This window comes from Nocardia sp. NPDC051052, from assembly GCF_044456045.1.
GTDB lineage: Bacteria > Actinomycetota > Actinomycetes > Mycobacteriales > Mycobacteriaceae > Nocardia.
Genome location: NZ_JBITFL010000011.1, coordinates 237427 through 259258, shown reverse-complemented (window position 1 = coordinate 259258; position 21832 = coordinate 237427). Strand labels below are relative to the sequence as shown.

At 68.9% G+C, this 21832-nt stretch carries 5 protein-coding genes; 3 read left to right on the top strand and 2 right to left on the bottom strand.

Features of this window, described 5'->3' with window-relative positions; translation table 11 throughout:
* Positions 1–178: 178 nt before the first annotated feature.
* The 3 genes from ACIBCN_RS33540 (at position 179) to ACIBCN_RS33530 (ending at position 19750) form a co-directional block, all read left to right on the top strand.
* Entirely contained in the window at positions 179–17092 is a 16914-nt protein-coding gene (locus ACIBCN_RS33540) for an amino acid adenylation domain-containing protein (protein ID WP_396995707.1), read from the top strand.
* A 304-nt stretch (positions 17093–17396) separates the two neighbouring features.
* Entirely contained in the window at positions 17397–18389 is a 993-nt protein-coding gene (locus ACIBCN_RS33535) for an alpha/beta hydrolase (protein WP_396995738.1), read from the top strand.
* Positions 18390–18454: 65 nt separating this feature from the next.
* On the top strand, positions 18455–19750 hold the full coding sequence (locus ACIBCN_RS33530) for an Nramp family divalent metal transporter (protein WP_396995706.1): 1296 nt from the start codon (positions 18455–18457) through the stop codon (positions 19748–19750).
* Between the two features lie 88 nt (positions 19751–19838).
* Here ACIBCN_RS33530 and ACIBCN_RS33525 read toward each other — a convergent pair whose 3' ends face one another.
* Together ACIBCN_RS33525 and ACIBCN_RS33520 are read right to left on the bottom strand one after the other, a co-directional pair.
* Complete coding sequence (locus tag ACIBCN_RS33525) at positions 19839–20864, bottom strand: SDR family oxidoreductase (RefSeq protein WP_396995705.1); 1026 nt, start codon at positions 20862–20864, stop codon at positions 19839–19841.
* An 86-nt stretch (positions 20865–20950) separates the two neighbouring features.
* Complete coding sequence (locus ACIBCN_RS33520; RefSeq protein WP_396995704.1) at positions 20951–21772, bottom strand: enoyl-CoA hydratase; 822 nt, start codon at positions 21770–21772, stop codon at positions 20951–20953.
* Between the last annotated feature and the right edge of the window lie 60 nt (positions 21773–21832).

Here is a 21832-nt window from a genome sequence, read left to right as displayed (position 1 = left end):
AGCATCGAGGCGGGTTTGCGGCGACAACAGGCAGGGTGAGGCTTCTCCATGGTTCGGTCGGTCGGGCAGCGGTATGACGACGCGCGTGCAGCGGTGTGCGCGTGACCGAGCGCAGCGAGGGAGCCATGTTACAGCCCGCCTGGGGCATGACGGAGCCGAGCGCCAGCGAGGTGGAGTCATGACCCGACCGGCACGCGTTCGGCCGACCCGAACCAGGCGATCCAGAGTCACCACCCTGCCGCAGCTGATGGCGACCGCCGTCGAGGCGAACCCGAGCGGCATCGGCGTCGCGTTCGCCGACGCCACCGGCACCCTGGCGGAGCTGAGCTACGCCGAGCTCGATGACCGGTCGACCAGGCTGGCCCGACTACTCATCGGCCACGGTGTCGGGCCGGAGGACCTGGTGGCCGTCGGCATCCCGCGGTCGATCGACTCCGTGGTCGCGGTCTGGGCGGTGGCCAAGGCCGGTGCCGGTTTCGTGCCGGTGGATCCGAACTATCCGGCCGACCGGGTCGAGCACACGGTCGTCGACTCCGGCGCGGTCTTCGGACTGACCGTCGCCGCGGTGCGCGACGAGCTGCCGGACCGGCTGGACTGGCTCCCGATCGACACCGCCGACTGCGCGCGGCTGCTCGAGGAGTTCCCCGCCGATCCGGTGACCTACATCGACCGGGTGCGGCCGCTGCGTGCCGAACATCCGGCTTATGTGATCTATACGTCGGGCTCGACCGGCAAGCCCAAGGGTGTCGTCATCACTCAGGCCGGACTGTCGAGCTTCTGCGACGAACAGCGCGAGCGCTATCGGGTGACGAGCGATTCGCGGACTTTGCATTTCGCGTCGCCGTCCTTCGATGCCTCGGTGCTGGAGTTGCTGCTGGCGGTCGGCGGCGCGGCCACCATGGTGATCGTCGCGCCGACGGTGTTCGGCGGCGAGGAGCTCGCGGCGCTGATCCGCAGGGAAGGCGTGACGCATGCGTTCATCACGCCGGCCGCGCTGGCGTCGCTGGATCCGTTCGGGCTCGACGAGTTGCGCGTGGTGGTCGCGGGCGGCGAGGCCTGCCCGCCGGAGTTGGTGCGGCGCTGGGCCGCACCGGTTTCCGGTAAGCGGATCCGGGAGTTCTTCAACGGGTACGGGCCCACCGAGACCACGATCATGACGAATATCAGTGCGCCGCTTGCCCCGGACGCACCGGTGACCATCGGCGGGCCGATCCGCGCGATCACCGAATACGTGCTGGACGAGCAGTTGGTGCCGGTGGCCGGTGCGGCCGTCGGCGAGCTGTACGTCACCGGCGCGCAGCTGGCCAGGGGGTATCACGATCGAGCGGGGCTGACGGCGGCGCGGTTCGTCGCGAATCCGTTCGACGCCAACGGCTCCCGGTTGTATCGGACCGGCGACTTGGTCCGCTGGACTGGTTCGGGGGAGCTAGAGTATTTGGGCCGCAACGACTTCCAGGTGAAGATTCGTGGCTTCCGCATCGAGCTCGGAGAGATCGACGCGGTGCTCGCCGCGCATGAGACCGTCGACTTCGCGGTCACCGTCGGGCACGACCTCGACAGCGGTGCGACGATTCTCGTCTCGTACGTGCATTCCGCGCCCGGAATGGACGCCGACGCCGCCGAATTGGCCGCGGTCGCGGAGCAGAGCCTGCCCGCGCACATGGTGCCGACCGTGGTCATGGTGCTCGCCGCGATCCCGCTGACGCCGGTCGGCAAGCTGGACCGGGCCGCGCTGCCCTCGCCGCGCCTGCAGACCAAGGTGTTTCGCGCGCCGGTCGGTCCGCTGGAGGAACTGGTCGCCGATGTGTTCGCCGAGCTGCTCGGGCCCGGAGCCCCGGTGGGTGCCGACGACAACTTCTTCGAGCTCGGCGGCAATTCGCTCATCGCGACGCAGGCCGCCGCCCGGCTCGGCGCGGCCCTCACCGCGCGGGTGCCTGCCCGGCTGATCTTCGAAACACCAACGGTCGCCGGGCTTGCCGAGCGGATGGAGTCGTTGAAGGGCGCTGGCGATCGGCGTGCGCTCGCGCCCACCGAGCGGCCCGAGCACATTCCGCTGTCGCTGGCGCAGCAGCGGATGTGGTTCCTGAACCAGTTCGACACGGCGTCGGCGGCGAACAACATCCCGTTCGCCATCCGGCTGTCCGGCTCGTTGGATGTGTCGGCGTTGCAGGCCGCGATCACCGATGTGATCGAGCGGCACGAAACGCTGCGCACCGTGTATCCGGCCATCGACGGCGTCGGCTATCAGGTCATACTGCCTGCGGCGCAGGCCGTTCCGGATCTTGCGCCCAAGCCACTGGCCGAGCACGAGCTGGTGGACTGGTTGCGCGGGTTCGCGCTGACCGGCTTCGATGTCGCCGCCGAGGTGCCGCTGCGCATCGCGCTGGCCGAGTTGTCGCCCAGCGAGCATGTGGTCGTGGTGGTCGTGCACCACATCGCCGCCGACGGCGCCTCGGTCGCGCCGTTCCTGCGGGACCTGCTCGGCGCCTTCCTGTCCCGGCGCAACGGCGCACCGCCCGCGGTGCCGCCGCTGCCGGTGCAGTACGCCGACTACACGCTGTGGCAGCGTGAGGTCCTCGGCGACGAGCACGACCCGGAGTCGGTGGCCGCCGCGCAGATCGCGTACTGGCGCAATGCCCTGGCGGGCATCCCGGATCGGGTCGAACTGCCCGCGGACCGCCCGCGCCCGGCCGTCGCCACCGGCGGCGGCGCGGAGTACACCTTCGAGGTCACCGCCGAGGTGCATCGCGGGCTCATCGAGCTCGCCCAGCGCGCGGGCGCTTCGGAATTCATGGTGGTGCACGCCGCGTTCGCCGCACTGCTCGCCAGGCTCTCGGGCACCGATGACATCACCATCGGCACACCCGTGGCCGGTCGTGGTGAGCGGGAGCTCGACGGGCTCATCGGCATGTTCGTCAACACGCTGGTGTTGCGCACGCCGATCGATCCCGGTGCCTCGTTCCTCGAGTTGCTTGCCGCCACCAAAGAGACGGACCTGGCGGCGTTTTCGCATGCCGAGCTGCCGTTCGAGCGATTGGTCGAGGTGCTCGACCCGGTGCGCTCGCAGGCGCACCACCCGCTGTTCCAGGTGGCGCTGTTCTTCCAGAACATGAACAAGGCACAGGTCGAGCTGCCCGGATTGTCCGCGCAGGCGGTCGATTTCGACGGCGCGGTGGCCAAGTTCGATCTGCAGCTGACGGTCGTGCCCAAGGCGGAACAAGGGTTCTCGGCGCAGTTCACCTACGCCACGGACCTGTTCGACGAGGTGACGATCGCGGAGTTCGCGCAGCGCTTCGAGCGGTTGCTTACGGCGGCGGGCGCCGATCCGGAACGCGCGGTCGGTGAGATCGATCTGCTGGCACCGGCGGAGCTGGCGCGGATTCTGGTCGGCTGGAACGAGACCCGGTACGCGGTCGCCCCCGAGCTGTTGCTCGACGGCTATCGGCGGGCGGCGGCCGCGCATCCGGAGGCCGTCGCGGTGGTCTACGAAGGCACTGAGCTCACGTATGGCGAGTTCGATGGGCGGGTCAACCAGCTTGCTCGGTTGTTGATTTCGCAGGGTGTGGGTGCGGAGTCGTTGGTGGGTCTGGCGATTCGGCGTTCGCTGGATCTTGTTGTCGGTATGTATGCGATCGTGACGGCTGGTGGTGCGTATGTGCCGTTGGATCCGGATCATCCGGCCGAGCGGATCGCGCACATTCTCGATACCGCACAACCGACCTGCGTGGTGACCACGTCGGCGGACGCGATCGAGGTGCCGACCGGCACTGCGGTGTTGACCCTGGATACGGCCGATACCAACGCCTTTGACGGTGCCCCGGTCCGCCAGGAGGAACTGCTCCGGACGGTACTGCCGCAGCATCCGGCCTATGTCATCTTCACCTCGGGTTCGACGGGGCGGCCCAAGGGTGTCGCGATCTCGCACGCCGCGATCAACAATCAGCTCGAGTGGATGCTGGCGGAGTACCCACTCGGCACCGACGACGTGTACCTGCAGAAGACCGCGACCACGTTCGACGTGTCGCTGTGGGGCTTCTTCATGCCGCTGCGGGCCGGCGCGAAACTGGTCGTCGCCACCCACGACGGGCACCGCGATCCCGTATACGTCGCGGAAACCATTGCCGCACAGCGAGTAACGGTTACCGACTTCGTGCCGTCGATGCTGACCGTGTTCGCCGCGCACACCGCGGCGGACGCCTGCCCGACGCTGCGGGACGTCTTCGTGATCGGCGAGGCGTTGCCGCCGGAGACCGTCGGCGCGTTCCGCGCGGTGTCGGCCGCGCGGGTGCACAACCTCTACGGCCCGACCGAGGCCGCCGTGTCGGTGACCTACTGGACCGCCGACGGCTCGGATACCCGCTCGGTGCCGATCGGCCTGCCGCAGTGGAACACCCAGGTCTACGTGCTCGACGCTCGGCTGCGCCCGGTGCCCGCCGGGGTGCCCGGTGAGCTGTACCTCGCCGGTGATCAGCTGGCGCGCGGCTACGTCCGGCGACCGGACCTGACCTCGGATCGTTTTGTGGCCGACCCCTTCGGCTTCGGCGAGCGCATGTACCGCACCGGCGACCTGGTGGTATGGCGCGATACCACGGCAGGTCGCTCGCATCGGCTGGACTACATCGGGCGCACCGACTTCCAGGTGAAGTTCCGCGGTCAGCGCATCGAACTCGGCGAGATCGAAACGGCGTTGCTCGCCCAGCCTTCGGTGAACCAAGCGGTGGCGCTGGTCAGCCAGTCGACGCTGGGCGATCAGCTGGTGGCCTACGTCGTTGCCGCGCCGGGGCATTCCATCGAGCAGCCGGAATTGCTCGCGGCGATCGCGGAAACGCTGCCCGCTTACATGATGCCGACCGCGCTCATCGAGTTGGACGCCTTCCCGCTGAACCCGAGCGGAAAGCTGGACCGCAAGGCGCTGCCCGAACCAACCTTCACCGCGCGCGAATTCCGCGCGCCCGCAACGCCGGTCGAGGAGATCGTCGCCGGGGTGTTCAGTGAGGTACTCGGGCTCGACCGGGTCGGTGCCGACGATGATTTCTTCGCCCTCGGTGGCAACTCGCTGGTCGCCACCCGGCTGGTGGCGCGGCTCGGTGCCGCGGTAGACGCCAAGGTTCCGGTGCGCACGCTGTTCGAGACGCCGACGGTGCAGTCGCTGGCCGCCGCCATCGAATCCAGGACGCACGACGAGCGGGGCATCCTGCTCGGCAGCATCGACCGGCCAGAACAATTGCCGTTGTCGCTGGCACAGCGGCGGATGTGGTTCCTGAACCGATTCGACCAGGCCGACGGTGATGACGCGGCGGTGGGCTCGGCCGCCTACAACTTGCCGTTTGCTCTGCGGCTCACCGGTGCGCTGGATGTCGCGGCACTCGGCGCGGCCCTCGACGACGTGGTGAGCAGGCACGAGGTGCTGCGCACCGTGTACCCGGAGAGCGCCGACGGTCCGGTGCAGGTGGTGCTGCCCGCGAGCCTGGTGACCCTGGACGCCACCGCCCACCCGGTCGCCGCGGCCGAGGTACCCGGCGAGGTGTACGCCTTGGCGTCGACACCGTTCGACGTGACCGACGAGGTGCCGGTGCGCGTTCGACTGCTCGAAATCACCGACGGCACAGCGGGATCGGACTATGTGCTCGCGGTGGTGGTGCACCACATCGCGGCGGACGCCTCCTCGATGGGCCCGCTGGTGCGCGACGTGATGATCGCCTACGCCGCGCGGACCGCGGGCGAGGCGCCCGGCTGGGATCCGTTGCGGGTGCAATACGCCGACTATGCGCTGTGGCAGCGTGCGGTGCTCGGCGACGAGACCGACCCGGAATCGATCGCCGCGCAGCAGATCGGGTTCTGGCGCAAGCAACTCGCGGGATTGCCGGACCTGCTGGAGTTGCCGACGGACCGGCCGCGCCCCGCGATCGCGTCGATGGCCGGTGCGCGAGTGGACGTGCGGATCGACGCCGCCACGCACGCTGGTCTCGTGGAACTCGCGCGCGCACATGGCGCGACGTTGTTCATGGTGGTGCACACCGCGCTCGCGGTGCTGCTCGCCCGGCTGTCGGGTTCCGGCGACATCGCCATCGGCACCCCGGTAGCCGGCCGGGGCGAGCGCGAGCTCGACGACCTGATCGGCATGTTCGTCAACACGGTGATCTTCCGGGCCACCTTCGACGGCGGCGAAGCGTTCACCGATGTGCTTGCCCGGCAACGCGATACCGACCTTCAGGCGTTCGCGCACGCGGACATCCCGTTCGAGCGGTTGGTGGAGGTGCTCAACCCGCCACGTTCGACCGCGCATCATCCGTTGTTCCAGGTGGGCTTGTCGTTCCAGAACATCGCCCGCGCCGCGCTCGAGCTGCCCGGCCTCGCCGTGGCCGGTGTCGACGCGGATCTCGATGTGTCGCAGTTCGATCTGCACCTCATCGTCGGGGACAGCTATGACGAGTCGGGCACGCCGACCGGCATCGGCGGGTTCTTCACCTACGCCACCGACCTTTTCGACGCCGCGACGGTGCAGAGCTTCGCCGACCGGCTGTCGCGGATCCTCGCCGCCGTCGTCGCCGACGCCGCCACCCCGGTCGGCGATATCGACCTGCTCGCGGCCGACGAACGCGACGCGGTGCTGGTCCGGTGGAACGACACCGCGCACCCGATCGATGCCGCCGCGACGCTGCCGTGGTTCCTGCGGCGGGCGGTGCTGGCCGCGGCACCCGAGGCCGTCGCCGTGGTGGCCGACCTGCCCAACGGCGCCCGGCACGAGCTGAACTACGTCGAGCTCGACACCCAGGTGAATCGTCTTGCCCGCTACCTGATCTCGATCGGCGTCGGACCGGAATCGCGGGTGGCCCTTGCCTTCCGCCGTTCGGTGGACCTGGTCGTCGCGATGTACGCGGTCGCCAAAGCCGGTGGCGCGTATGTGCCGGTCGACCCGGACCAGGCCGCCGAGCGCACCGAGTACATCCTCCGGGCCGCGGCACCGGTGTGCGTGCTGACCAACGCGGACGCGGACTTCGACACCGAGGCGGCGCCCTTGGTGCCCATCGACGAGCTCGTACTCGGTTCCTTCGCGAGCGCGCCGCTCGCGGACACCGAGCGCGTCGCGCCGTTGCGGCCCGAGAACACCGCGTACGTGATCTTCACGTCGGGCTCGACCGGCCGCCCGAAGGGTGTCGCCGTCTCGCACGCCGCCATCGCGAACCAGTTGCAGTGGAAGACAGCCGAATTCGGGCTGTCCGACGACGATGCCGTGCTGCTCAAGACCGCGGCGACCTTCGACCTCTCGGTATGGGAGTTCTGGTCGGCGGTGGTCTGCGCGGGCAAGCTGGTGATCGCGGCGCCGGACGGGCATCGTGATCCGGCCTACCTCAACGACCTGATCGCCAGGGAGGCGGTGACGACGCTGCACGTCGTCCCGTCCATGCTGGACGCGCTGCTGGTGCACACCGGCACCGACGCCACGCCGGAACCGTCCCCGCTGCGGCGCGTGCTCGCCATCGGTGAGGCGCTACCCGCCGCGCTGGCCCAGCGGTTCGTGACGGCGCACCCAGACGTGTTGCTGGACAACCTGTACGGCCCGACCGAAGCCGCGGTGTCGATCACGCGTCATCGGGTGACCGAGACCGACCAGAGCTCCGTGCCGATCGGCGCACCCGAGTGGAACAGTCAGGTCTATGTGCTCGACGGTCGACTCCGCCCGGTGCCGATCGGCATCTTCGGCGAGTTGTATCTGGCGGGTGGTCAGCTGGCGCTCGGCTACTTCGGTCGCGCGGATCTGACCGCGGACCGGTTCGTGGCCAACCCGTTCCAGCCCGGCACGCGGATGTACCGGACCGGTGACCTGGTTGCCTGGAACCGCTACGGCGAGCTGGAATACCAGGGCCGCACCGATTTCCAGGTGAAGATCCGTGGTTTCCGGATCGAGCTCGGTGAGATCGAGGCCGCGCTGCTCGCGCTGCCGGAGATCGCGCAGACCGCGGTGGTCGCCAAGTCCGATCCCAAGACCGGTGATCGCCTGGTGGCCTATCTGGTCGCCGCCGAACCCGGCGCGCCGGCGGGGCCTGCCTCGTCGTTCGCCGTCCAGGCCGCCGCCTTCGCCGCGCAAGCCGCCGCCGAGGCGGGGCTGCCCGACGATGCCGCCGGTCTCGATGTGGCACAGGTGAAGTCGGCGCTGAGCGCGGCGCTGCCGTCGTACATGGTGCCGTCGGCGTTCGTGGTGCTGGACGCCCTGCCGCGCACCGTGCACGGCAAGTTGGACCGGAAGGCGTTGCCGGAGCCCGAATTCGAGGCACTGGCATTCCGCGCGCCGTCGACGCCCATCGAAGAGATCGTGGCGTCGGTCTTCGCCGAGGTGCTCGGTGTCGAGCGCGTCGGCGCCGACGATGATTTCTTCGCACTCGGCGGCAACTCGCTGCTGGCGACCCAGGTCGCCGCGCGGATCGGTGCGGCACTCGATTCGCGGGTCCCCGTGCGCGCCCTCTTCGAGGCGTCCACCGTCGCCGGACTCGCGGTCAAGGTCGAGCACACCACGAGCGAGCACACCCGCAACCCGCTTGTCGCGCAGCCGCGCCCCGACCACATTCCGCTGTCCTCCGCCCAGCAGCGGATGTGGTTCCTCAACCAGTTCGACACCGCCGCCGCCGTCTACAACATCCCGGCCGCCATCCGGCTGTCCGGCGATCTGGATGTCGACGCGTTGCAGCAGGCCGTCGCCGATCTCGTCGCGCGCCACGAAATCATGCGCACCGTGTACCCGGAGACCTTGGCCGGGCCGGAGCAGCGCATTCTTGCGCCGCACGAGGTTTCGGTGGATCTGGCGCCCGCGCAGATCGGCGAGGAACGCGTCGCGCACGAGGTGCAGCGCATCGTCTCCGCCGGTTTCGACGTCACCATGGAGGTGCCGTTTCGCGCCAGGCTGTTCCAGCTCGCCGGCAGCGAATACGTGCTGGTGTTCGTCGCGCATCACATCAGCGCCGACGGCTGGTCGATGGGCCCGCTCACCCGAGACCTGATGCTGGCCTACGCCGCTCGCAGCGGCGGCGAGGCGCCGTCCTGGGCTCCGCTGCCGATCCAATACGCCGACTACGCGCTGTGGCAGCGCAGCGTGCTCGGCAGCGACGACGATCCCGAGTCGCTGGCGGGCGCCCAACTCGCCTACTGGACAACCGAACTCGCCGATCTGCCGGACGAGCTGAACCTGCCGACCGACCGGCCCCGTCCGATGGCGCAGAGTTTCGCCGGTGGCAAAACGGATTTCGTCGTCGACGCCGACGTGCATGCCGCGCTGGTCGGGTTGGCCAAGCAGCACAACGCCACCCTGTTCATGGTCGTGCACACCGCGCTCGCGGTGTTCCTCGCCCGGATGTCCGGCACCGAGGACGTCGCCATCGGCACCCCGATCGCGGGCCGCGGCGAGGCCGAACTCGACGATCTGATCGGCATGTTCGTCAACACGCTGGTCTTGCGCACCAGGGTCGCGGCCGACCTCGGCTTCGCCGAGTTGCTCGCCGATAATCGGGAGACCGACCTGCGGGCCTTCGCCAACGCGGACACTCCGTTCGAGCGGTTGGTCGAGGTGCTCGATCCGGAGCGCTCCGTGGGTCGGCATCCGCTGTTCCAGGTGGCGCTGTCCTTCGAAAACCTCGCTGCGACAAGCTTCGAACTGCCCGGCCTCAACTTCGCCGCGCTCGACCCGGCGGCCGACACCGCCAAGTTCGATCTGCTGCTGACCATGCGCGAGCAGCGGACCGAAGCGGGTGCCGAGGCCGGCCTAGCCGCCGAATTCACCTATGCCCGTGACCTGTTCGACGAGCAGACGGTCACCGAGTTCGGCCGCCGATTCCGCGACATCCTGGCCGCCGTCGCTCAGGACCCCGGCATCGCGGTCGGCGACCTGGAGATCCTGGACGAGTCCGAGCGCGCCGACCTGGTCTCCCGCGCGGGTGCCGAGGCCGCCGCGCCGCGCAGCCTGCCGGAACTGATGGCCTCCGCGGTCACCAGGAACCCCACCGGCGCCGCCCTCGTCGTCGGCGGCCGTTCCTTCAGCTACGTCGAACTCGATGCCGCCTCTTCGCAATTGGCGCGCACGCTGATCGATCGCGGTGCGGGCCCTGACGTCCTGATCGCGCTGGCGATCCGGCGCTCGGTCGAGTCTTTACTCGCGCTGTGGGCGATCGCCAAGACCGGTGCGGCGATCGTGCCGATCGACCCGACCTACCCTGCCGACCGCATCGCGCACATGGTGGCCGATTCCGGTGCGGCACTGGGCGTGACGCTCACCGCCGAGCTCGGCGGCCTGCCCACGATGGCGGGTGGCCGTCCCTGGTTCGTGCTCGACGACCGCGACTTCACCTTCGACGTCGCGTCCCGGTCGGACCGGCCCATCAGCCTCACCGAACGCCACGGCCCGATCCGGAGCACCAACGCCGCGTACGTCATCTACACGTCGGGCTCCACCGGGTTGCCCAAGGGTGTCGTTGTCACGCACGCGGGTCTGGCCAACTTCAGTGCCGAGCAGGTCGAACGGTACGAGCTCGACCAGTCCACGCGCGCACTGGCTTTCGCGTCCCCCTCGTTCGACGCCTCGATGCTGGAGCTGCTGCTCGCGCTCGGCTCGGCGGGCGCGCTGGTGGTCGCGCCGCCGCAGACCTTCGGCGGCGACGAACTGGCCGAACTGATCCAGGCCGAAGGGGTGACGCACGCCTTCCTCACCCCGTCCGTGCTCGCCTCGCTCGACCAGGACGCCCTGTCCGGCATGCGGGCCATCGTGGCCGGCGGCGAAGCGGTGCCCGCCGACCTGGTCGACAAGTGGGCAGGCGCCGAGAACCGGAGCTTCCACAACGGTTACGGCCCCACCGAGACCACGATCATGACCAACATCAGCGACCCGCTGCGGCCGGGCGAGCCGGTCACCATCGGCGGCCCGATCCGCGGCATGCGTTCGCTGGTGCTCGACCGCAGGCTGCGGCCGGTGCCCGAAGGTGTTGCGGGCGAGCTGTATCTGGGCGGCATCCAGCTGGCCCGCGGCTACCACGCCAGGTCGGGCCTCACCGCGGCTCGGTTCGTCGCCGACCCGTACGGCAGGCCCGGCGAGCGGCTCTATCGCACCGGTGACGTAGTGCGATGGCTGCCGGCATCGCGAAGCGATTCGATGAGGGGCGGTGGCCGGATCGCGGGTGGGCCCCGCGGTGGCGCTGAGCCGGTGGTGGAGTACGTGGGCCGCAACGACTTCCAGGTGAAGGTGCGCGGTTTCCGCATCGAGCTCGGCGAGATCGATGCGGCACTGACCGCGCAGCCCGGTGTCGAGTTCGCGGCCACCCTCGGCCGTGAATCCGGTGCGGGCGCAACGATGCTGGTCTCCTACGTACTGCCCGCCAAGGGCGCGACACTCGACGTCGCGACGCTGACCGAACAGCTCGGCACCACGTTGCCGGAGTACATGGTGCCGACGGCCATCGTGGTGCTGGACGAGATCCCGCTGACGCCGGTCGGCAAGCTGGATCGGCGCGCACTGCCCGAACCGGCCATCGAGACCACCGCGTACCGCGCGCCGCAGACCAAGGCGGAATTGACCATCGCCGAGGTGATCGGCGAGGTGCTCGGCATCGAACGGGTCGGGCTCGACGACGACTTCTTCGCCCTCGGCGGCGACAGCATCGTCTCCATCCAAGTGGTGTCGCGCTCCCGTGGTCGCGGCGTGACCTTCACGCCGCGTGACGTTTTCGAGTCGCGCACCGTCGCCGCGCTGGCCAAGGCCGCCGTGGTGGAGGACGGGCCGGGCGACGAGTCCGGCGACCTGCCGTTGACGCCGCACGCGGCGCGGCTGCTAGAAACCGGGGTCGAGGTCCGGGCCATCGCGCTGGACGTGCCGGAAAGCTGCGCCGTCGAGGCGGTGCACACCGCGGTCGGCAAGGTGCTCGAGCAGCATCCGATGCTGTGGGTGCGGCTCGACCGCGAGGGTGACACTCCGGTGCTGCGGATCCCGCCCGCCGACGAACGCACCGGCGAGGCGTTCCGCCGCCTCGACGCGCAGGGCGGCGAAACCACCCTGCCCATCGACGATGTGGTGCAGGCGGCCGCCGCTGCCCTCGATCCCGAGCAGGGCCGCAACATCCACTTCGTGCTGACCGGCGGGCCGGAGGGCCGGTCGACGCTGATCGTCGTCGCCAACGGCCTTGTCGTGGACGATATCTCGTGGCGGACCATTGTCGATCAACTGACCGCCGCGTGGAGCCGCGGCCGGCACGCCGCCCCCGCCGCGCCGGAGTCCGGCCTCGGCGTGCTCATCCGCGCGCTCTCGGCCAAGGCCCACGATCTGCGGACCGTCGGCGAGCTGGGCTGGTGGGAGCGAATTTTGGCGACCGTCCCGGAGGGCACCGTCGCCGACGGCCGCGATCTGCGGGCGCGCAGCCGGGTCTCGCTGGCCATCACCGCGGAAGGCGCCGCCGCGGTCGCGGCTGCCGCGGCGGCCTATCACGCCACCGTGGACGACGTCCTGCTCACCGCGGTCGCGCTGGCACTGCAGACGTCGGCGGGCGAACCCGTCACGCGCGCCCTCGGTTCGGTGATCCGGCTCTCCGCCGACGAGCGTTCCGCGACCAACGCCGACGAGAACATGGTCGGCGGCTTCACCACGGAGTTCCCGCTTCCCTTGCGGCTCACCAGGATCGATGCCGACGACGCACTGGTCGGCGGTCCGGCCGCCGGTGCCGCGCTCGCGCAGATCAAGGAGCTGCGCCGCTCGGTGCCCTCGCACGGTGTCGGCTACGGCCTGCTGCGTTACCTCAACGCGGACACCGCCGCCGAACTGAGCGAGCTCGGCCGTGGCCGATTCGCATTGCGCTATCGGGATCTTCGCCCGGCCCGGGTGCACACCGACACCATGGCCGAGGACCTGCTGCTCGACCTCACCGTCGACGCCGCCGATGACGGCCTGGTCGCCCGTTTCGACTACGCCTCCGCCGTATTCGCCGGTGAAGCGGTGAAAAACTTTGCCGAGCACTGGATCTACGCGCTGGGCGGGCTAGCCGAACACGGCCTGCGCACGGACGGAGTTACCTTCACGCCGTCGGACTTCACGCTCGTTCGGCTGAAGCAGCCCGATATCGACCGCCTCACCACCACCTACCCGAACCTGACCGATGTGTGGCCGGTGACGCCGCTGCAGTCCGGCATGCTGTTCCACGCGCTGCTCGCCGAATCCTCGGTGGACGTCTACACCACCCAGTTCGTGCTCGACCTCGGCGGCGACGTGCACCCCGGCCGGATGCACGCGGCCGCACAGGCGGTGCTGGATCGGCACGACAACCTGCGCGTCGCCTTCGCTGAAGACGCCGCGGGCAATCCGCTGCAGATCGTGCAGGACTCGCTCGAAGTGCCTTGGCGGATCATCGATCTCGGCCAGCTCGCGCCCGAAGCCGCGGCGCAGGAACTGGCCGACATCAAGGCGGCCGACCTCGCCGATCACTTCGACATGCGGACCGCGCCGCTGCTGCGCTTCGCGCTGATCCGCTCGTCCGACGACGCCTTCCACCTGCTGGTGACCAGCCATCACATCCTGATCGACGGCTGGTCGATGCCGCTGCTGATGAAGGACCTGCTGACGCTGTACGCGCTCGGCGGCAATTCCCGGCATCTGCCCAAGGTGCCGTCCTATCGCGGCTACCTGGCCTGGCTGGTGGCGCAGAAGGCCGACTCGGCACGCGAAGCCTGGCGCACCGCGCTCACCGGCATCACCGAGCCGACGCCGCTGGCACCGGTCGATCCGGGCCGCGAAATCTCGGCCGGGGTCGGCGAAGTCGGCTTCGAGCTGGCGCAGTCCGACACCACCGCCCTCACCCGGCTCGCCTCGGGCCTCGGCGTCACGGTGAACACGGTGGTGCAGGCGGCCTGGGGTCTGCTGATCGGCCGCAGTGTCGATCGCGACGATGTGGTGTTCGGTGCCACCGTGTCCGGCAGGCCGCCGCAGCTGGACGGCGTCGAGAGCATGGTCGGGCTGTTCCTCAACGCGATCCCGGTGCGGGTGCGGCTCGGTGCCACCGACACGCTCGGTGGGCTGCTGCGCCAGCTGCAGGGTGAGCAGGCCGGGCTGCTGGACCACCACTACCTCGGGCTGAGCGATATCCAGGAAACCATCGGCGTGGAAGGGCTTTTCGACTCCCTCGTGGTGTTCGAATCGTTCCCCGTCGACCGGGACGGCCTGGACAAGGCCAGCGACATCGACGGCCTGAGCGTCACCGGCGTCGGCGCGGTCAACGGCACTCACTACCCGCTCACCATCATGGTGGTGCTGGACAGTCAGCTACGCGTGTCGGTGAAATACCTGCGCGACCTCTTCGACGAGGCGGCGGCACAGGCACTCGCGCAACGGCTTTCGGTGTTGATCCGTCGCTTCGTGACCAACCCGCAGGCCCGCATCGCCGATATCGATGTGCTGCTCGACAGCGAACGCGCCCAGCTGGCCGCCCGCAACGCCACCGCGGTGCCGGACCTGCTGGACGACGCGACGCTGCTGACCCTGTTCGACGCGCAGGTGGCGCGCACGCCGGACGCGCCTGCGGTGCGCTACGGCGATGTCACGCTCAGCTACGCCGACCTCGACCTGCGCTCGCGGGCACTGGCCGGGGAAATCGCCCGGTGGGGCATCGGCGCGGAATCGCGGGTCGGCGTGGCCATGCGGCGCGGCATCGACCTGGTCGTCACCATCTACGGCGTGCTGCGGGCCGGGGCGGGCTACCTGCCGATCGACCCGGATCACCCGGCCGAACGCAACGAGTACGTGCTGGCCAGTGCCAACCCGGCCTGCGTGCTGACCACCAGCGCCGACGCTTTCGTGACCGACACCGATATCGCGGTCGTCGCGGTGGACACGCTCTACCTGCCGCTGGAGTCGGTCGCGTTCACCGACACCGACGTGCACCCGGACAACGTCGCCTATGTCATCTACACCTCCGGTTCCACCGGCCGTCCCAAGGGCGTGGTGATCACCCACCGGCAGATGGTCAACCAGTTCCGCTGGGCGCAGTGGACCTATCCGCACGATGGCAATGACGTGGTGCTGCACAAGACGCCGATCACCTTCGACATCTCCACCTGGGAGTTGTTCTGGCCGTTGCAGACCGGCGCCTCGATCGTCGTCGCCGAACCCGACGGCCATCGCGATCCGGCGTACCTGGCCAAGACGATTGCCGAAAATGCCGTCAGCACGGTGCATTTCGTGCCCTCGATGCTGGACGCCTTCTTGGTGCCGGAATTGACGGAGTTCCCGAGCCTGCGTCGCGTGTTCGTGGCGGGCGAGGCGCTCACCGCGGAGACCGTGGCATCGTTCGCCGCCGCCCTATCGGATACCGGCCTGATCAACTGGTACGGGCCCGCAGAGGCGACGGTGGTCACCGACTATCCGGTGGAAGACGTTGCCGCGGTGCCGGTTCCGATCGGCACACCGGTCGCCAACACCCAGGTGCATGTGCTCGATCGGCAGCTGTGCCCGGTGCCGCCGGGCGCGGCAGGCGAGCTGTACGTCGCGGGCGTTCAGCTGGCTCGCGGCTATCTCGGTGCCCCGGCCCTCACCGCGGAGCGTTTCGTCGCGCAGGAGGGCGGTGCGCGCCTCTATCGCACCGGTGACATCGTCCGCTGGCGCGGCGGCGCACTGGAGTACTTGGGCCGCAGCGACTTCCAGGTGAAGCTGCGCGGCCAGCGAATCGAGCTCGGTGAGATCGAGACCGTGCTGCTCGCCCTCGATTCGGTGCGGCACGCCGCCGTCTCCCTGGTCAGCGGCACCGCAGGCGACCGGCTCGTCGCTTACCTGGTCGCCATGCCGGGGGAGACCATCGACCAAACCGCGGCGCTGCTGCACGCGCGTGCTTCGCTGCCCTCCTACATGGTGCCGTCGGCGTTCCTGGTCCTGGACGCGTTGCCGCTCAACGCAAGCGGCAAGCTCGACCGTAAAGCGCTCCCGGTCCCGGACCTGGCCGCGCGCCCGTACCGGCCGCCGACCACGCCGCTGGAGCGGACCATCGTCGAGGTCTTCGCCGAGATCCTGGCTGTCGACCGGGTCGGCCTCGACGACGACTTCTTCGATCTGGGTGGCAATTCGCTGGTCGCGACCCGCGCGGTCAGCCGGTTGCGCACGCTCACCGGTGCCGAGGTCAGGGTGCAGTGGTTCTTCACCGACTCCACCCCGGGCGCGCTGGCCACCCGCATCCTGGCCGCGCTGGCCGGTGACCACGACTACGACCTCGACTCGAACGCCGCGCTCGGTGTGCTGCTGCCCATCCGCACCAGGGTGCCGCACGACATGGCCGCCGCCGAGCCGCTGTTCTGCATCCACCCGATGTACGGATTGTCTTGGTGCTACGCCGGTTTGGCTCGTTACGTGCCTGCCAGCAGGCCGATCTTCGGCCTGCAGTCACCCGCGCTGACGGAGGACGGCTACCTGCCCGCATCGCTGGCCGAGATGGCTGCCCGGTACGTGGCGGAGATCCGGGCCGTGCAAGCGCACGGCCCGTACCGGCTGCTCGGCTGGTCGCTCGGCGGCGTGCTCGCGCACGCCATCGCGACCGAATTGCAGGCCGCGGGTGAGCAGGTCGCGCTGCTCGCCATGCTGGACAGTCATCCTGACATCGACGTCACCGACTTCCGTGCGGCGATTCGCGAGGCACTCAGCGAGCTCGGTATCGGCTCGGCACTTGCGGCGGGCACGGCGAGCGTAACCACGGAGGGACCCGCGAATACCGTCATAGACGCGGTTGCGTTGCTGCCAAGCGACGGCGACATTCACGACCTCAGCGACGAGGCACTCGCCGCGCTGCACGCCACCATCCCGCCGGACATGGCCGTGCTCACCCCGGAGCGGGTGCGCCGGATCTACCGCAGCGCGGTGCGTTCGGCCGAGCTCATCGCCGAACATCGCCCAGAGGTGTTCCACGGCAGGCTCGATTACTACAGCGCGGCGGGCCACGACACCGCGGCAGCCGGCTGGCAACCATTCGTCGACGGCCGTGTCGAAGATCACCCGATCGGCGTCGCGCACGATCAGATGACCACGCCGGAGGCGCTGGCCGAGATCGGTCCGAGCCTGTCCGAGCTGCTCGATCCGCGGGCGCACTAGGTGCGGCCTCGCGCATACGCGGCTCGCGAGCGCTCGGCGCGACCGAAGGTGGGTCGGGCGCGCGAAGATCGGGGTTGCTCAGGCATGATGGGCAACGCTGCGGTAACGATCACCTCTTTTGCCACGACTCCATACCCCGTATGGTCTGCCGTGGCGTGTTCAGGGCATCCGCCGCAGGTGCGTAGGGAATGCAGATGGAATCTCGAGACGAAGCGAAGGTGCGAAATTGATACGTCGACAGACCCGGCGCAGCGGCCTGCGTGCCGCAGCGGCGATCGCGGCCACTGCGGTCCTTGCGGGAATGATGACCGGCCTCGGCGTTACCACCGCCTCTGCCGCTGATCCGATCATCGATGGCAAGAGTCTGCTCGCCAATCCGACCGCACCCGACGGCTCGAAGATCACCAAGGCCGAATACAAGGATGCGCGCAACATTCGGCTGTACGTGTACTCCGCGGCGATGGACCAGAAGGTCATCATCGACGTGCAGCGCCCGGCCGACGCCTCGGTGCCGCGTCCGGCCCTGTACCTGCTCAACGGTGCGGGCGGCGGTCAGGACGACGCGTCCTGGCAGGCGAAGACCGACGCGCTGCAGTTCCTTTCGGACAAGAACGTCAACGTGATCCAGCCGATCGGTGGCAAGTGGAGCTACTACACCGACTGGATCAAGGACGACCCGACGCTCGGCCGCAACAAGTGGAAGACCTTCTTCACCGAGGAGCTGCCGCCGCTGGTCGACGGCGCGCTCGGCACTAATGGCGTGAACGCGATCTCGGGTCTGTCCACCTCGGGCACCACCGTGCTCGCGCTGCCGATCGCCAAGCCCGGCCTGTACAAGGCGGCCGCGGCCTACAGTGGCTGCGCGCAGACCAGTGACCCGGTCGGTTCGGAGTTCGTCAAGCTCACCGTCGAGACCTGGGGCGGTGGCAACACCGACAACATGTGGGGCCCGCAGGGTTCGCCGGAGTGGGCGGCCAACGATCCGTACGTGCATGCCGAGGGCCTGCGCGGACTGGACCTCTACATCTCGACCGGCAACGGTCTGCCCGGCCAGTACGACACCCTCGACGGCAAGTACGCGCTCCCCGGCGCCTACGGTCTGGCCAACCAGATCATCATCGGCGGCGTGATCGAGGCAGGCACCAACTACTGCACCAACAACCTCCGGGGGAAGCTGGACTCGCTGGGCATCCCGGCGACCTACAACTTCCGCAACTCCGGCACCCACTCGTGGGGCTACTGGCGCGACGAGTTCCAGCTGTCGTGGCCGGTCCTGGCCCACGGCCTGGGCATCTAGCGACCCACTAAATACCGACCGACCGCCTGGTTATACCTTTGGGTATGACCAGGCGGTCGGCTTTTATGGGTAGAGCTAACGAAAAAGTTCGGGGACCCGTAAAATCTTGTTCCGTGAGTACCACCTTGGCTGAGTCCGCTAGATCTGCGTCCCAGCGGGCCCGTGCGGCCAGCCTGCTACTCGGCCCAGCCTTCGTGGCCGCGATCGCTTATGTCGATCCCGGCAATGTGGCGTCCAACATCAGCGCGGGTGCGAAGTTCGGGTACCTGCTCGTGTGGGTCATCGTGATGGCCAACGTGATGGCGGGGCTCGTCCAATACCTTTCGGCCAAGCTGGGATTGGTGACCGGCATGTCGCTGCCGGAGGCGGTGCGCGAGCGGTCGGGCCGGTCGACCCGGCTGGCCTACTGGGGGCAGGCCGAGACCGTCGCGATGGCCACCGACCTGGCCGAGGTGGTCGGCGGCGCGATCGCGCTCAACCTGTTGTTCCAGCTGCCGCTGCTGGTCGGCGGCGTGATCACCGGTGTGGTGTCGATGGGTTTGCTGCTGGTGCAGGACCGGCGCGGGCAGCGGCCGTTCGAGCGGGTGATCACCGGGTTGCTCGCGGTGATCGCGATCGGCTTCCTCGCCAGCCTGTTCATCTCGCCGCCCTCGGTCGGCGGCACCCTCGGCGGACTGCTGCCCCGGTTCCAGGGCGCCGAGAGTGTGCTGCTCGCCGCGGCCATGATCGGCGCGACGGTCATGCCGCACGCGGTGTACCTGCACTCCGGCCTGGCCAGGGACCGGCACGGCCATCCGGCGCCCGGACCGCTGCGTGCCCGCCTGCTGAAGATCACCAAAATCGATGTCGTGCTCGCAATGGTGCTGGCAGGCACGGTCAACCTGGCAATGCTGCTGATGGCGGCAAACACGTTGCGCGACCGCGAGATCGAGACGCTACAAGACGCGCACACCGCCGTCGGCGACGCCCTCGGCCCCGTCGCCGCACTGCTGCTCGCCATCGCCCTACTCGCCTCCGGCCTAGCCTCGACCTCCGTAGGCGCCTACGCGGGCGCGATGATCATGCAGGGCCTACTACGCCGCCACATCCCACTACTAGTGCGCCGAGTGATCACCCTCATCCCCGCCCTGGCCATCCTCGCCGCCGGCGTCGATCCCACCCGCGCCCTGATCATCTCCCAGGTAGTGCTGTCCTTCGGCATCCCCTTCGCCCTGATCCCCCTAGTACGTTTCACCAGCGACCGAGTCCTGATGGGCGCCAACGTCAACCACCGCATCACCACCGCCCTGGCCTGGCTGATAGCCGCCATAATCTCAGTACTCAACATCGTGCTGATCTACCTGACAATCACCGCCGCTTGAACCCGAACGACCCACAGAAGACGGAATCCGGGCCGGCGAGCTCGCGGGCGTGACCACTGGCTGTGGTGACGGAAGGTGCGGGCTGGGTTCAGACCCAGTTCTCGATCCAGTACTTCCAGATGAGGGGGGCGTAGCCGGCCAGGGGTGGGACCTTGATGTCGGTGCCTGTTAGGGCGGCGGTGGTGTTGCGGCAGTCGAACCAGCAGGTGAATTCGCTGTGCTCCAAGACATCTCGGGGGACGCCGACTCGGGGGAGGATCCAGCTGGCGCCGGGGACCTGTAACACCATGTCGAGCGCGCGCTTCGGCATTACCTCGACCAGGTGCGGGGCGCCGGCCTCGTCGGCGAACAGGTTCAATGCCTCGGCCACGCTCTGTCTGCGCGGGTCGACCAGATGGTAGGTGGTGGCGTTCGAGCCTGGTTGGTGCGCAAGATGATCCAGGGCGCGGGCCACGAAATCGACTGGGACCATGTTGGTTTCGCCGAGCTTCGGCACCAGCACCGGCAGGATTCTCGGCAGCTGCGCGCCCATCCGCAGCAGCCGGAAGAAGTAGTACGGGCCGTCGATTCGATCGATCTCGCCGGTTCTGGAATGGCCGATCACGATCGACGGGCGGTAGACGCGCCAGGGCAGCGCGGCATCGCGAACGATCCGCTCGGCCTCGAACTTGGCCCGCTGCGTCGGTGTGGCCAGCACCTGGCCCTCGTCGAACATGTCCTCGGTGAACAGGCCCTCCGCCGAACCGGCCACCTCGACCGTCGAGACATGATGCAGCAGACCGGCTTTCAGGCTTTCGGCGACGTCGACCACATGCTTGGTGCCGTCGCCGCGTTCGGCGAGGTCATAGCTGGACGCCAGATGGAAGACATGGTCGATCGAGCCGCGAAACTCGGCCAGCCACGCCGGATCGATACCTAGGCCGGGCGCGCCGAGATCGCCGTGCACCGGACGCACCCGATCCGCACCACCCCACTCGCGGGCGCAGCAGGTGAACCGGTCGGCGGAATCGGCACCGGGCCGCACCAGCACATGGATGATCCCCTCGCGTTTCAGCAGCTCGGGGATGAGGAACCGACCGATGAACCCAGTTGCCCCGGTAACCAGGTAGCCCATAGCCGAGGAGCTTAGCGCCGGGCCGCCGCTCCGGGACTTCAGGCCAGATTCGTGCGCGTCGGAAGTTGTGGTCGCGGAGTTGGCGATCAGTCTTCGAATACCGGCTTGCGCTTGGTGAGCATGGCGGTGGCGCCTTCGAGGAAGTCGGGGGACGTCAAAAGTTCGGTCTGGCCGGACTTTTCGGCTGACAGGGCGGTGTCGAGGGAGGTCAGTGTTGCTTGGTTGAGGGCCTGCTTGGTGAGTTCGAGGGCGCGGCGGGGGCCGGTGGCGATCTTCGCGGCCGCGGCTTCGACCTTGGCGTCTAGTTCATCTGAGGGGAGGACCGCGGTGAACAGGCCCACCTGTTTCGCGGCGGGGGCCGGGAGTCGCTCGCCGAGTAGGGCCATCTCCGCGGCGAGCGGGCGGCCTGCCGCGGCGGCGATCATGGCGGCCGCGCCGCCGTCGGGCATCAGGCCGATGTTGATGAAGGCCAGCAGAAGGTAGGCGTCCTCGCTGGCGTAGACGAGGTCGGCGGCCAGCGCGATGGCGACGCCGACGCCGGCCGTCGCGCCCTTGACACGGGCGATCACCGGGACCGGGCAGTCGACGATGGACTTCACCAAGCGATTAGCGGCGTCCATCGTCATATCGGGGGTGATGCCGCGCTGGGCCTCGCGCACGGTGGCCGAGAGGTCAGCGCCGGTGCAGAAATCGCCGCCGTCGCCGGTCAGCACGATCACGCGCACGGACCGGTCCGCGGCGGCCGCCACGAAGGTGTCGCCGAGCGCGACCATGGTGTCGTAGTCGACGGCGTTCTTACGCTTCGGGTTGGCGATCGTCACGCGGAGCACCTTGCCGTCGTGCACCGCCGAAAACCGCGTCGCGGGCGCGGAGGACGCGGCTACTGCCGCAGAATCGGTATTTCTCATGTCTGCTCCTACGCTGGAACTCAGCGGCTACCCTGCCATGAATACTGGTTAACTTTGCGA

Bases quoted from the DNA above. Each gene is read 5' to 3' on its own strand.
- ACIBCN_RS33520 (WP_396995704.1), bottom strand. From the start codon at position 21,772: ATGAGAAATACCGATTCTGCGGCAGTAGCCGCGTCCTCCGCGCCCGCG.
- ACIBCN_RS33530 (WP_396995706.1), top strand. From the start codon at position 18,455: ATGGGTAGAGCTAACGAAAAAGTTCGGGGACCCGTAAAATCTTGTTCC.
- ACIBCN_RS33540 (WP_396995707.1), top strand. From the start codon at position 179: ATGACCCGACCGGCACGCGTTCGGCCGACCCGAACCAGGCGATCCAGA.
- ACIBCN_RS33535 (WP_396995738.1), top strand. From the start codon at position 17,397: ATGACCGGCCTCGGCGTTACCACCGCCTCTGCCGCTGATCCGATCATC.
- ACIBCN_RS33525 (WP_396995705.1), bottom strand. From the start codon at position 20,864: ATGGGCTACCTGGTTACCGGGGCAACTGGGTTCATCGGTCGGTTCCTC.